This window comes from Bacillus sp. LL01, assembly GCF_001037965.1.
In genome coordinates, this window is record NZ_LFEL01000005.1 from 70,221 (window position 1) to 83,952 (window position 13,732).

Below are 13,732 nucleotides of genomic sequence, written 5' to 3' on the forward strand. Positions count from 1 at the left end.
GAGTGATTGACATGACGTTAACAATTAATAAAGTCGATGAAAAAGCAATCATCATCAAAGAGGATATCAAACAAAAGCAGGCACTCTATCTTTCCACAAGCCATCAGATTCACGAGAAACCAGAGATAGGAAACGAAGAATACTTCGCTTCCTCCCTTCTCACCTCCATTTTAAAAGAGGAAGGATTTGCGGTAGAAACGAATGTCGCAGGGCACGAAACCGGCTTCATCGCAACCAAAAAGTCCGGGAAGCCAGGGCCATCCATCGGTTATCTAGCAGAATACGATGCTCTTCCTGGCATCGGGCATGCGTGCGGACACAATATCATCGGTACAACAAGTGTAGCCGCGGCCGTTGCACTTAGTAAAGTACTTGAAGAAACAGGCGGCGAAGTTACCGTGTTCGGTACTCCTGCTGAAGAAGGCGGACCGAACGGCAGTGCAAAAGGCAGCTTCGTCAAACACGGACTCGTGCAGCACCTCGATGCAGCCTTGATGGTCCATCCCGGCAATGCAACAAGGCTTACCGGACCGACATTAGCCGTTGACCCATTGGATTTCGAGTTTATCGGAAAACCCGCGCATGCAGCGGCCTCGCCATATGAAGGAATCAACGCACTTGATGGGGTCATCCAACTGTTCAATGGCATCAATGCTTTGCGCCAGCACGTAACAGATGATGTCCGCATCCATGGCATCATCACTCATGGCGGCGATGCACCTAACATCGTGCCGGAATATGCAAAAGCACGCTTCTACATCAGAGCTGCGACTAGGGAAAGATTGAATGAAGTAACACGCAAAGTGAAAGCTATCGCAGAAGGGGCTGCACTTACAACTGGAGCCAAAGTCAATGTCATAGCATTCCAGAATGAAGTGGACAATATTGTGCTGAATGAGAGTCTTGATGCAGTATATAAAGAGATTGTGGAATCGCTCGGGGAAGTGGTCGTATTGGAAGGCAAAGCAGGAATCGGCTCGACCGATGTCGGCAACGTCAGCCAGGTTGTTCCGACCATCCATCCTTATATTAAAATAGGGCCGGAAACATTGGTCGGCCATACGGAGGAGTTCAAAGAGGCAGCCCGCTCCCCACAAGGTGACCACGCGCTTATCGTTGGGGCGGAAGCATTGGCTTTGACCGGGTTGAGGCTTTTAACAGATACGGAGGTTTTGGTGAAAGTAAGAAAGGACTTTGAGTTGGCAAAGAAAAAATTATAATACTAAAAATAAGAAATGTTCAGTAAGGTACTTAACTGTTCATTTCTTTTTTTAAGTCTCAATTTATCCAATTCAATCTATCAGATCAATACAATCCCTCCTTTAATTCACTGCCAAATTCCCGACACTATTCCCTGTAAGATTAAGATAGTATGTACTTTCCAAGGAAGATATCATAGTGATTACAGGCGATTTTAGTGTCACCTTCTCCATTTGATGTTTACCTGTATATACGGTGATTTCAAAGGTCACCTCTTTGTTCGGAAGAAAATTGACATGGTTAAAGTCCAAAGTGAACGTATCACCCTTTTTTATCTTTGAATTGTCTGCATATTGCCCTCCACCACTGCCTCCTCTCAATGTACCATCTTGGAAATAGCTTACCTCATATCCATAAACGTCTATATCTGTGTTATTAATAAGAGCCAGATGAAATGTACCTTCAGCAGGGATATCAGCCCTTGCATACCTGTTACATCCTGATAGTAACAACATGAAAACAACGGAAATCAGTAGTATATCTTTCATATTTGCATACCTCTTAACTCCCTCTCATTTACATTAATCAACAGTATAATACCAGTATTTTTATTGTTTATCAATAAATTTACTTTGAATATCAACAAAAAACTCATCTCTAACTTTTGGAGTAGCCCGTAATCCTCCTCACGAATGGAGTATCTATTCTCCTCCATGTAGTTCCAGACTCTCTCTCTCTTTCATCAACACTTAACGGCTTTATCCAAGGAACCTCATAATCGGGATAGAGAATCTTGCTGAAAGTATGCGTCTTCCCTTCCATGATGACTTTTTCTAAAAGGTGAGCCGTGCGTGTGTTAATCCCTTTTTCTCTCCCCAAAACGCAACCTAAAACTAATTTTCTTTTGAGGATGAAAGTCCCAACACCATCAATTCCTCATCAAAGTATGTATCGCCTATTTTTAATCCTTTTTTGTCTACACCATACGTCGTAAACCCTAAGGATTTATACAATTTTTTTGCAGGTTCATTGGTTGCCATAACGGTTAGATGAAGCTGTTCTATTTCCACTAATTCTCTGGCCTTACCTATCGCCTCTTCCATCAAAGCTCTCCCTATACCTGATTCCCGAAGCCCCGCACACACATACATCGCGACAATATTGGCTCTATGCTTGATTTTCATTTTCGTTTCACATATCAATGTAACGGTACCGACTAATAGCATCTTTTCAAATGCCCCAAATGTAAAAACATGTTGAAAACTAAGTCTGTTTTCAAAGCTTTCCAAAAGGTATTCTTTTTCCTCTTCATAACTCGAACTGAATGCTTCCGGATTGTTTTTCAGTGCCTCCAGCCTTATTGTTCTATAATTCTCTGCATCATTTGGTTTCAATAGTCTTATCTCCAACGTTTCTCTCTCCTTTAGTCGGTTATGCTAGTTCTCTTAGCAGTCAACCTGTTGAATTCTTTCGCATCTTTTACGCATAAATCTATTCCCTTATTCCAGAAACCTTCCGAAGTAATGTCTTCACCTACATGCTTCATCACAAGCTCTTCTACTGACATACTGCCTGAATCTCGCAACAGTTTTATATAATCCCGTTCAAATTCTATTCCTGATTTTTTCGCCTTTGCATAAATACTCAAGGCAAACAAATAACCAAAAGTATAAGGAAAGTTATAGAAGGGCTCTTTAGTGTTATAAAAATGTGGTGTCCATATCCAGGAATGGATGGAGGCATGATCCATGGAATCGCAATATCCCTCACTAATTGCTTCCTTCATGATTTGGCTAAGGCGTGAAGATGGTACAATCCCATGTTTTCTCTCTTCATAAAATCTTTTTTCGAAAATGAACCTGGAATGGATATTCATAAAGTTCATGACACTGCGTTTCAGCTTCTCATCAAGTAAGGTTAGTTTCTCCTCATCTGATTTTGCCTTTTCCATGGCAGCATCCAATACTATCATTTCACAAAATGTGGAAGCAGTTTCTGCCATGCTCATCGGATATTGTTTATTCAACCCTTTAACAGACACCATTGCATGGTTGTGATAGGCATGACCGAGTTCATGAGCAAGGGTTAAAACATTTGTCATAGTACCACCAAAGTTCATACATATTCTCGATTCACCTGACAACGGAAAACCTGCACAAAAGGCTACTGGAGATTTATTACCGCGATTTTCCACTTCAACCCAAGCTTCATCAAATGCACGCTTAGATAAAAGCTCAAGTTCAGATCCAAAGCTTCCAAAGTGTTCAATTATAAATTCCACAGCATACTCATATTTTATCTCCTGGAAACTATCTGTTACTGGAGCCCAAAAGTTATACGACTTCATTTGGTGACTACCTTGTAAACTGGCTTTTTGGTTAAGGTAGTTGATGAAGGGCGCTTTGGCCTTATTGATGGATGACCACATAGCCGCAATGGTCTCTGCTTTCATCCTATTTTTTATCAAAGGTTCTTCTAGTCCATTTTCCAAACCGCGTTTCTGATAGACTTGCAGACGAAAGCCTGCTATATGATTGAGTATTTTTGCAAAGTGCTCTTCCGTTTCAACCCATTTAGTTTCCAAAGCAGTGTGAGCTTCTTTTCTCACTGCTTCATCATGATGGGAGCGTAGATTAATAGCTTGGCCTACTGAAAGTTCCTTTTGAATCCCTTCTACTTCAACTTTCACTTTGATATTACTAATGAAAGATTGATAGAACTGGCCCCATGCATGATATCCATCAGTTGATAAATGAGAAATGATAGTTTCCGCTTCATCTGAAAGCTTTGTATTTGAATGATTTCTCCACTCAGTTAAGATAAATGTGTACTCTTTCAATTCTTTCGTATCAAGCAGCTTTTCCCACAAATCGCATTCCGTATCGGCTATTTTAGTTTTGACATTCTGTAAAGCGGCATCAAAACGAGTTTGTATAGCAGAAGCTTTTCCCCTCAATTTATGTGCATGCTGGTCTTTGGAGTTCTGTGCTAGAAGACATGCTATAAAGGAAGTTGCTTGAGATATGTCTATACGGATGTTTCCAATGAACTCCAACAAAGATGCAATTTCATGTGACTCTTCGATTGCCTGTGGTGTATGAAAAGTTACCTTTTCCAACTTGTTCATTTTATCTTCTAATTGCTTCATGTGTTCCATGAATGTGAGTGATTCGCTCCCACCCATAAACAGGCTATCTAAGTCCCATACTTCTTGATACTTAGTCTGATTCATCATGTCCCCCCATGTTTAATAAGCTCATTTCACTATAATTGGCGCGGTATTATTCGGTTTGACACTGGCAGGGGATCCATCATTATTTTGAAAGATTATCATTCTCCATTTTCTCATGATGGCATCCAACTTCTTCTCAATATTATATAATCGTTCGTTTTTATAAGACGCATTAACCAACAACCTTCTTATAAATAGAGTGAAAGAAATACTTCCCACTATTAAAAGTCCAAAAACAATAAACTGAAAAATCATATCACCCATTAATATATTCCAATTAAATTCGCAGTGCTTTTGGCCTTGAGACTCTCTCTATTACCTTTTGCCCACTTGACCAACTGCTTTTGGCCTTGAGAACAGCACTCTATTTCTGCTTAATCTTCCGCTTTAAACCCACTTAACTCCAAAATCTTATCAGCCCTCATCTCGGTCCACTCCTGTCGAGTCTTTCAGCCCCTCTTTTATAAATCTGCTAATCTCCTGATACTGATCATCCAGCTGAATAATCATCTCTCTCAACTTAGCCGTATTGACCGGGGGAACATAAAACACATCATCAATTCCGTAATATTCATGTCCATGGATTTCTTTACTGAATGGTTTGACGACATGCGTTAAGAACAGTTCTTCCCGATCACCTTTTGTCGCTTCTAGTACTTCCATGAAATCCAGATAAGATTGATGATAAGGAATAATCTCAAACGTTTGTCCGTTGATGCTATATGTTTCCACACTTCCGTTCTCCAGTACCACTTTCTCCTGGACTTCTTTTTCCACCTCGGCAGCTGTTGCTAGTTTGACCTCTTCAGCTGTACTTTCACACCCCGTCAAGAACAACAATACACCAAACAAATATAATCTCATTCAGTCGTTATCCTTCAATTTCTTTTTTATTCTCCTACATTTCCCTTCCCAACAACTTCTTCCCTTTCCATATCTACATACACGAACAAGTTACCCTTTGAATCGGTTTGAGTGTGATTAAATATCACTTTATACAAACTCGCTCCTACTCTTACAGTATTTAGCTGCGAAGCAAGCTCTTCATCCACTGTCATCTCTTGAACAGAAGAATCCTTTGGGCTAACCAGAATTCTGCTTCGCTCCTCTGCTGTTAATTCATTAAAGGCAATCATCTCAACCTGGAGTTTAGGCTCTTCATGAAAATAATTTCCTATGATGAATAGAAACAGGCAACAAAGGGCCACCACAAATACTCTCATCCCGTTATCCTCCTCTTGAAGAATTTAATGATAATCTTCCTGCAAGAAATATTTTTTAAAATTGTGACCATGAATTTTGGATTAGTCCATTTTACGAACTGGTTTAATGAAGCTTACATCGCCTTCTTATCTATCTTAATTTCATAATTATTGCTTAGTAGGTATCCACATATCATGCCAACTATCCATCCACCTAGGTGTCCCATAATAGAAACTACCTGCCAAGTTACAATAGAAAAAATGAAAGTAAACAACCAACAGTAAATGGTAAATTGCACAATGAGCTTCTTATCCAAATCGACAATAAATATTTTCCTGAAAAAAATTATGTATAAATAGAAACCCAACAAGGCAAATATAAAGCCGGAAGCACCTACACCTGAATCGGTGGTTGCTAATAAAATAGGGAAAGGAGTAAATAGAATGCTAAAAATGAAGAGAATCAGAAATCTTCCTTTTCCTAATATCACTTCCACTGGTGGAGAGAAGATAGCAATGGCAAACATATTGAACAGAAAGTGATAGATTCCATCATGAAAAAAAGCATAGGTACCTAGCCGCCAAAGTTCACCTTCACCCAAGTGATAAATACTCATCCCGCCAACATCATAGACCACACGATGATTGCTCCAAGCTTCCAAGGAAACTAACACGTACACCATTACTACTATATTCAATACAATAATGAGTACCGTTAAAGGATATTTTGTAAGATAATCTCTAAACCCTTCTTTTCTAAGAATCATTATTACCTCTCCCTAAGACTACTGATAATCTTCCTGCTCAAAAGACAAATCTGTATCAATCTCCCCGAACCTTATTTTGATATTTTCGTTTTCTGGCATATAATGAACCGCTTCACTTTGTCCATTTTCATCCTCAAAAATAAGGCTTGCCAATTCATAATTATAATACGGCTTATCAGTCCCGAAGCTTCGTGGACTTTCATTGATGATTTCATTAATCTCATTGATTCGTTCTTTCTCCTGAATTACCGCCATACCCTCGTGCGGCATCTTGATTGTCAGTTTAGTATAGTCACCGTCAATTACTTTCTGCTGGTAAAACAATAGTACAAAAAGCAAGGTCACAGCGGCTAAAATAATGACATTTCTCAAAATTGATTTCAATTTCATTTTTTCACCATCTCCCAATCACCTTCCAGTCCCCCTGAATCTTTTCCATATAGAAAGTCATATGCGTTAACCCTACTTGCTGCCCATTATATACATCAAACTCCATACAAAGGACTGCGATGCTTTTAGATGTATCTTCATAGTGTTGCTTCATGACATGCGTTGCAGCTTTCCCGTTCTCCATTTCCAAAGAATACCTTGGTCCCTTACATCCTTGGATAAAACGCTTGAACCCATTCCAATCAACCGGTTTTCTTACCGCACTGAATATCGAATCTTCTGATATCTCTTCCCATTTCTTCTCACTGATGATGTGCGCATTCTCGCTTTTATCTTGATCTGCAGCTTGAACCAATTCTTCTACTACTTTATATGGCTCTAAAAAAATGCTTTTAATATAGAAGTGCCGTGCACCGACACTTATCAGTCCTATCAGAAAAATTATAGAAAAAACAAAGCCGATTTTTTTTAGCAATATTTCTCCCCCATATTCATTCGATTCTTAAATCTATAGGAAACACCTAAAAGTCAATTCTAGAACTAGAACAATTACCTATCATACGTTTCAAAATGAAAATAGTTTCCAAATATTCACTAGTGCTAAATCATATTTTGCTATGACCCATGCGAGCATCCATGGATTATATACCAATTATTTCAAATTATCTACAAAAGGACAATCCTTATTGCAAAAGAAAACGCAGAAGATTTATATCTCCTGCGCCTTCCCATTTAGAGTAATTAATGTATCGCAACCGCCTGTTTTTATTTTCCGCCCAACATCAGCATCCAAGTTGAATTCGGCAGTGCACAGTGTTTAGACTCTTACCAAGCCCCTGAAGCCCCTTGCAGCATAATAGGAGTCAGCTCCGTTGTGGTAGACGAAGACGTGACCATAACGACAATCGCAAAAAAGTGCTCCGCCACGCTCTCTAATATCAGCTGGGGTTTGCACCCAACTCGACGTTTTCAAATCAAAATTTCCTAGTTTCTGTAATTCCCGATACTGTTCTTCCGTCAAAAGATTGATGCCCATTGCAGTTGCCATATCGATAACACTGCTTTCAGGTTTATGTTTCTTTCTTGACTCCAGTGCTTCACGGTCGTAACAAAAGCTTCTGCGACCTTTAGGACTTTCCGCGGCACAATCGCAGAAGACATATTCGTTCTTTTCAGTATCATATCCAATAACATCCGGTTCCCCTTCTGTTCGTTCCATTTCATAGAGCGACCACAGCTTTTCAGGATTAGCTTCCAGTTTTGTTTGGACTTTGTTCCAATCCATACCTTCATGGCGGTTCATGTTTTTCTCAAAACGGGCTTCCAAAACTTGAAGTAATTCTTCCCGTTGTTCTAATGATAATTCCTTTTTATCGCTGATTTCATTTGTTTTTGCCATGTTAATTCCTCCTTATTTTTCTAATGGGGGCTTTATATTTTATACTTCTTTCAACTGTACTCGTATAGTAAATCAGCACTGAGAAACCATCAGCATATTACCGTCCGGATCTTTGAAAACAAAGAAATGGCCATGTTCCACTTCGGTTACAAGTTCCACTCCCTTTTCTCTCATGAATTCATAAGAAGCTTGTATATCATCGGTACCAAATTGAATAACCGGCACATTAAGGGTTGCTAATTCCCCCTCTTCATCCCGCCATTTCGGCATCGTATCGAGGATCAGGTCTGCACCTTCCATTTCAGCTACAAACAGATGACCAAATTGAACTTCGCCATCTTGGATCCCTAATATCTCTGAGTACCATTTTTTCGCCTTTTCTATATCTCGGACTGGGATGAAAACGGTTTGAATTCTATTTTTAATTGGACTCTTGATCATTTCAGTTTCCCCCTATTGTCAAAGCTTAGTAAAATACTTCTCCTTAAATGCCGGACTAAGCTCACTCCATACGTCAAACTTATTGCCATCCAGGTCTTCAAATACGAAGTTTCTCCCAGCATGTCCCCGGTTCTCTACCTCTCCTACTTTGATGCCTTTCTCACTGAAATCATGGTGGAGACTCTCTAATGCCGTTAGACCATCCACTTCAAACGTTAAAGAATAACGCACTTGACCAGACGCGTCTATAAAATTAGCTGTCTGTTCAACAGCCGCTTTTACAAGAAAAAGGCTCTGCTCTGCAAGGTTCAGGATTGCTTTGTCTTGATCTTGATAGTTCAATACAGCCCCCAACTTACTTACATACCAATCAGCAGACTTTTCTACATCCGTTATAGGAATATATGTCGTCCCCACTCTCCATAACTTTTCTCCCACAATGAATCCCCCTTTATTCAATCGTATCCAATAATTCCACTACCAGATTATCTGGATCATCCCAGGCCTCAAATATCTCTACATGCCATTTTTCAGTTAGCCTTCCATACCCTTGCTCGGCAGCCCAATTATGTAATTCCTCATACGCATCAAAAATACCTTTGTTCGGTCCTTTGTATTTTGCGGCAGCATACTTTTGAGAAGGAATGCCGAGAGTAACCATCTCTGCTGGGGTATCTTCAAACTCCTCTACTTCGACCATCACCCAATACCCATCTTCCTGTTCGGTTTTGGCTTCGACAATAAATGCACCATACTGAACCTCACTGTTTTTCACGTTTTTAATTTCGTGAAAGCACGTTTCTAACCGTTTAGATGCTTGTGGAATTTCAACTGCATACTTTTCCCCTGCACATAAAACTCTGTACCCAACCAATTTGATTTCGTCTAACGTTTTGACTCTTGGTTCAGTTATCTTTTTCAATTTCAATATGTTTCCCTCCTACATCCAACATCTACTGTCAATTATTTCAAAATATTCAGTAATATACAATCATTTTTAAAAAGATATTACAATACTGTGCAGAATTTAAGGAGTTGGTCTTCTCCTGTTTCTATATGTTTGCATTGGGTAAACATATAAAGATACTACTTTTACGAAAGGAGCTATTATCTATGTTGAGTAATGAGCAACACCAAAAATGTTTAGAGGAATGCCTGGCTTGTATGGAGGCGTGTAATACTTGCTTTGATGCTTGTTTGAACGAAGAGGACGTAAATATGATGGCTGCCTGCATCCGACTGGATAGGGAGTGCTCGGATATTTGTGCACTTGCAGCAAGTGCAATCCAATCCAACAGTCCTTTTATGGAGCAGATTTGTAACCTGTGTGCGGAAATATGCGATGCATGTGCAGAGGAATGCAGGAAGCATACTCATGATCATTGTCAAAAATGTTCGGAAGCATGCAGACGTTGCGCGGCAGCCTGTCGTGAAATGATCAGCAACTAATATAGATTATCTAGACGCGTCATATAGTTGGCGCGTTTTTTAATTATATCTGCATACTTTCTCTATAGTTTCTTGGTAAACTGATAATACATACATTCTAAGATACAGGAGAACTGTGATGAAATTCTCTACTAAACTCGGCTTATGGTTTTTTATATGTCTGCTCATTATTGAATCCGTATCCATGCTAGTGTTGCACCGACATGTCGTCGATTCGTTAGTAAAAGAGGAATTGGATTCTTTGTTGGCGAGGGGAAACAGTCATCGGGATGTATTGGAGACCTCCTTTATCCCTGAAACACTCCAACATATTGTGTTGATGGAGACTAATACAGATACGGAAGTCGTAATAATAGCTGAAAATGGCTCAGTAATTGATTCATCTGTGCAAAAAAGCAATCTGCCGTATTACATAATCCAAAAGACTTCACCTACAGGAGATGGCGTGGTCCAAGACGATTGGAAACAAGAAACATTTATTGCAACTGTATCCCCTTTTCGTTTAGAAGATGATTCAACAGGTTATGTTTATATGCTGAAAAGTACCGACTCTCTACAGAAGGTCATACAGCAATTGAATCATCACTTTGCCATTGCGGTAGTTATTATCATGTTCTTTTTGCTGGTAACAAATATTTTCCTCATAAAATTACTGACAAAGCCATTAATTAGAATGAAAAATGCTACCCAAAAGATCAGCAGTGGGGACTTTACGGTGAAATTACCTGTAAAAACGAAGGACGAGCTTGGAGAATTAGCTGAATCCATTCAATCCTTAGCAAATCACTTGAATCATTTGCAGAAGGAGAGAAAGGAATTTCTCGCGAGCATCTCTCATGAATTGCGGACACCGTTAACCTATATTAAGGGGTATGCTGACCTCGGAAGAAAATCGAATCTAGAGGAATCAGCCAGATTGGAATATCTCACTATTATCCATGAGGAATCGACCCGCGTCTCAAATATGCTCGAAGATTTATTTGAACTGGCAAAGATGGACCAGAATTCTTTTTCCATTCAAAAACAAGTGATGGACATGGAAAAATTAATCCTGCCGATTTACGAAAAAGCACGGCCTGCCTTTAATAATGCAGGAATCGACTTGATATTTGAACTCATTGAAAACTTTGAAGTACAAATAGATTCTAGACGCTTCGAACAAATTGTTTTGAACTTGCTAGACAATGCGCTTAAATATTCTTCAGCAGGCTCCACCACAACCATTCAACTAAATAAAAACGGAAAAGAGTGCTTTCTTACCATCCAAGACGGGGGAAAAGGTATCCCAGAAGAAGAGATCCCCTATATTCTTGATCGTTTTTACCGCTTAGAGAAATCGCGATCTCGTCTAACAGGTGGTGTCGGATTGGGATTGAGTATCGTGAATGAATTAGTGGAAGCCCACGGCGCTAAACTGACTATACGAAGTAAACTACATGTTGGAACGGCCGTCACCATTGTATGGAAGGAGAGCGAAGATGACACGAATTCTACTAATTGATGATGAAAAAAGAATGCTTGATCTATTAACTCTATACCTGACTCCTCATCAATTTGAGTGCATCCAATTTCAGTCAGGTAGAGACGCAATAGCTTTTCTAGAAAAGGAAGAGGTAGACATTGTTTTACTCGATATCATGATGCCAACAATGAATGGCTGGGAAACCTTAAAAGAAATTAAAAAAATTTCCAATGTCCCTGTCATCATGCTTACTGCTAGAAACGATAAGGATGATATTGTAAGGGGCCTTAAAGGGGGAGCTGATGACTATGTTTCAAAACCTTTTAATGGAGACGAACTTATCGCAAGAATCGAAGCAGTGATGAGGCGGACAAAAGTAGTAGATACCTCTACTTATTCTTTGCGCTTCAAGGGGCTGGTTCTTGACGCTTCCTCTTTCCATGTACAATATAACGGAGAGAAGATTCCCGTTACACCAAAAGAATTCGCGCTACTCGAAACTTTTCTATTATACCAGGATAAAGTGTTTTCCAGGGAGCATCTGATTGTATCCTTATGGGAGTTCGATGCGGAGACAGAAAACCGAACCATTGACTCGCATATAAGAAATCTTCGAAGTAAGTTGCGGAAGTCTGAATTTGAAGTAGATAAACACCTCGAGACCATCTGGGGAGTAGGGTATAGGTGGAATAATCAGTATTAAGGAAAGTGAAGCATAGAATCCAAGGAAGAAATTGGGTGGTGCGAAATGCAAAGAAAAAAGCTTGAAAAAGGTCGATAAGTAGACCCTTTTACAAGCTTTTTTTACTTCCTATTCTTCTTTTGATAGCTCGCTTTCTGTTACCCATTTGTGGTTTGTCACTTCTTCTCCACTGTCTGTCAGGGTGAAGTCCACCATATAAACCGTGGTTTGTTCAGCAGAGTCGATAGTTGCCGTAGCACCTTGCATACCCTCCATATGATCGGCATCCACTTCTACTTCATCACCGACTTCATATGGTTCTTCTTGGGCATCTTTCACTTCCTCATGGATAATCCACTTATGATCTTCCACTCGTTCTCCTCCATCTGTCGGGTCATAGGAAATAGTATAGACTGTTGTCTCATATGCTCCCACAATAGTAGCTTCCGCACCTTCCATGCCAGGCATATGGGCATCTGTGATAGTAGCGGTGCTTCCCACTTCAAATGTCGGATTTTCCTTTTCTTTCAAGCCTTCAGGAACCTCACCTGAACCGGACATATCCATTCCTGAATGATCGCCATGGCCTCCATCGTGGGATTCTTCTTCTGCATTATTGGCCTGATTATTATTTGGCGCCGCCTCATCCCCGTCACCGGCTGCACAACCAGATAACGTGATGGCCGCTGCCATTGTAAAGACTCCTAGTAGCTTTCCTTTTTTCATGCAAATAACCTCCTCTTGAGTTCTATACTCATAGTGTACCCAAAAAGTTTGCAGAAAATATGAAGAAAGGACTTCAGCTTTATGTTGCTAGTTGTTAGCTATGAAACCTTCTATCATCTTACTATATTCCTCCAACACAATATTCGCACCCTTGCTGTTCAAGTGGACGCCATCTACGGTCAGATGCAGACCTCTTTCCGCTGCCAGCCGGTCCACACGTTTCGGACTCTTATAGAAAAATACATCCTTCACCAGCCTTCCGACCCCAGTGCTGAGGTAATCTGTAGTACGAAGTGTTTCCAACTGCTTCGTAAAAATAGTATGCATATCGATAAACCGGACTGCCTTATGTTCTTTTGAAATCTCTTCAATAATCATGGAAAGATTCAGCAATCCCCTGTTGGATGAGTTGATGTTCTCCCCGATCAATGCAGGTGTGACGACCACCACTTTTTTGGCAGATGAAGATACCAATTGAAGCAAACTCTCATAATACTCTTTGAATTCTTCAGAGTTTCTGGTAATCGGCTGTGCTTGGACTTTTAACAGTCTTGAATAGATATCGTTGACTCCAATCCAGAGGAAGGCCAGGTCGAAATCCTGCTCCATTTTGTTTTTTGTTAATCTCGTATATAAACTTTTTACCGTTTCCCCAGCCTTGCCAAGGTTCACAAATTTTATGTGTGGATATTTCTTTTTTAGGATGTTGAAGAAGGAAACTCCTGGTTTGCCTTCTGTTAAACTATCACCGATGCATGCGATTTTCATAGTGGAATCCTCCC

General features: G+C 40.0%; 19 protein-coding genes. 4 read left to right on the forward strand and 15 right to left on the reverse strand.

Annotation, left to right across the window (positions count from 1 at the left end; genetic code table 11):
* The first annotated feature begins 11 nt into the window (after positions 1-11).
* Positions 12-1,220 (forward strand): M20 family metallopeptidase, encoded by a 1,209-nt coding sequence (locus tag AB685_RS15380; protein ID WP_047971489.1) that lies wholly within the window; start codon positions 12-14, stop codon positions 1,218-1,220.
* Positions 1,221-1,322: 102 nt separating this feature from the next.
* Here AB685_RS15380 and AB685_RS15385 read toward each other — a convergent pair whose 3' ends face one another.
* The 13 genes from AB685_RS15385 to AB685_RS15445 all read right to left on the reverse strand — a co-directional run bounded on the left by AB685_RS15385 (position 1,323) and on the right by AB685_RS15445 (position 9,559).
* Positions 1,323-1,748, reverse strand: a complete 426-nt coding sequence (locus tag AB685_RS15385; protein ID WP_047971490.1) for a hypothetical protein — start codon at positions 1,746-1,748, stop codon at positions 1,323-1,325.
* Positions 1,749-2,093: 345 nt separating this feature from the next.
* Positions 2,094-2,609 carry a GNAT family N-acetyltransferase gene (locus AB685_RS15390; protein WP_047971491.1) on the reverse strand — a complete coding sequence of 172 codons (516 nt, stop codon included), beginning with the start codon at positions 2,607-2,609 and terminating at the stop codon, positions 2,094-2,096.
* A 14-nt stretch (positions 2,610-2,623) separates the two neighbouring features.
* Positions 2,624-4,432 (reverse strand): M3 family oligoendopeptidase, encoded by a 1,809-nt coding sequence (locus AB685_RS15395; RefSeq protein ID WP_047971492.1) that lies wholly within the window; start codon positions 4,430-4,432, stop codon positions 2,624-2,626.
* Between the two features lie 24 nt (positions 4,433-4,456).
* A complete protein-coding gene (locus AB685_RS30410) occupies positions 4,457-4,696 on the reverse strand; it encodes a DUF4083 domain-containing protein (protein ID WP_082153656.1) in 240 nt (79 codons plus the stop codon).
* A 150-nt stretch (positions 4,697-4,846) separates the two neighbouring features.
* Positions 4,847-5,296 carry a hypothetical protein gene (locus AB685_RS15405; RefSeq protein ID WP_047971493.1) on the reverse strand — a complete coding sequence of 150 codons (450 nt, stop codon included), beginning with the start codon at positions 5,294-5,296 and terminating at the stop codon, positions 4,847-4,849.
* 26 nt (positions 5,297-5,322) lie between these two features.
* Complete coding sequence (locus AB685_RS15410) at positions 5,323-5,655, reverse strand: hypothetical protein (RefSeq protein ID WP_053073833.1); 333 nt, start codon at positions 5,653-5,655, stop codon at positions 5,323-5,325.
* Positions 5,656-5,768: 113 nt separating this feature from the next.
* On the reverse strand, positions 5,769-6,401 hold the full coding sequence (locus AB685_RS15415) for a rhomboid family intramembrane serine protease (protein ID WP_047971494.1): 633 nt from the start codon (positions 6,399-6,401) through the stop codon (positions 5,769-5,771).
* Positions 6,402-6,419: 18 nt separating this feature from the next.
* Positions 6,420-6,791, reverse strand: coding sequence for a hypothetical protein (locus AB685_RS15420; protein ID WP_128755876.1), 372 nt, complete (start codon positions 6,789-6,791; stop codon positions 6,420-6,422).
* A gap of 4 nt (positions 6,792-6,795) precedes the next feature.
* Entirely contained in the window at positions 6,796-7,266 is a 471-nt protein-coding gene (locus AB685_RS15425; protein ID WP_047971496.1) for a hypothetical protein, read from the reverse strand.
* Between the two features lie 342 nt (positions 7,267-7,608).
* Entirely contained in the window at positions 7,609-8,190 is a 582-nt protein-coding gene (locus AB685_RS15430; protein WP_047971497.1) for a DUF4256 domain-containing protein, read from the reverse strand.
* 72 nt (positions 8,191-8,262) lie between these two features.
* Positions 8,263-8,631: a VOC family protein gene (locus AB685_RS15435; RefSeq protein ID WP_082153657.1), complete on the reverse strand. Its 369-nt coding sequence runs from the start codon at positions 8,629-8,631 to the stop codon at positions 8,263-8,265.
* 18 nt (positions 8,632-8,649) lie between these two features.
* On the reverse strand, positions 8,650-9,069 hold the full coding sequence (locus tag AB685_RS15440) for a VOC family protein (protein WP_047971498.1): 420 nt from the start codon (positions 9,067-9,069) through the stop codon (positions 8,650-8,652).
* A gap of 13 nt (positions 9,070-9,082) precedes the next feature.
* Positions 9,083-9,559, reverse strand: coding sequence for a GyrI-like domain-containing protein (locus tag AB685_RS15445; RefSeq protein ID WP_053073834.1), 477 nt, complete (start codon positions 9,557-9,559; stop codon positions 9,083-9,085).
* Between the two features lie 185 nt (positions 9,560-9,744).
* Here AB685_RS15445 and AB685_RS15450 point away from each other — a divergent pair, with 185 nt between their 5' ends.
* The 3 genes from AB685_RS15450 (at position 9,745) to AB685_RS15460 (ending at position 12,245) form a co-directional block, all read left to right on the forward strand.
* A complete protein-coding gene (locus AB685_RS15450) occupies positions 9,745-10,080 on the forward strand; it encodes a four-helix bundle copper-binding protein (protein ID WP_082153658.1) in 336 nt (111 codons plus the stop codon).
* A gap of 118 nt (positions 10,081-10,198) precedes the next feature.
* Entirely contained in the window at positions 10,199-11,581 is a 1,383-nt protein-coding gene (locus AB685_RS15455; protein WP_241773309.1) for a HAMP domain-containing sensor histidine kinase, read from the forward strand.
* A complete protein-coding gene (locus AB685_RS15460) occupies positions 11,559-12,245 on the forward strand; it encodes a response regulator transcription factor (RefSeq protein WP_047971500.1) in 687 nt (228 codons plus the stop codon). The genes AB685_RS15455 and AB685_RS15460 overlap by 23 nt, the downstream gene beginning before the upstream one ends.
* Positions 12,246-12,353: 108 nt before the next feature.
* On the opposite strand, the gene AB685_RS15465 is transcribed toward AB685_RS15460, so the two are convergent.
* Both AB685_RS15465 and AB685_RS15470 read right to left on the reverse strand, forming a co-directional pair.
* Entirely contained in the window at positions 12,354-12,950 is a 597-nt protein-coding gene (locus AB685_RS15465) for a YdhK family protein (RefSeq protein ID WP_047971501.1), read from the reverse strand.
* A gap of 87 nt (positions 12,951-13,037) precedes the next feature.
* Positions 13,038-13,718, reverse strand: coding sequence for an SGNH/GDSL hydrolase family protein (locus AB685_RS15470; protein WP_047971502.1), 681 nt, complete (start codon positions 13,716-13,718; stop codon positions 13,038-13,040).
* Positions 13,719-13,732 lie beyond the last annotated feature (14 nt).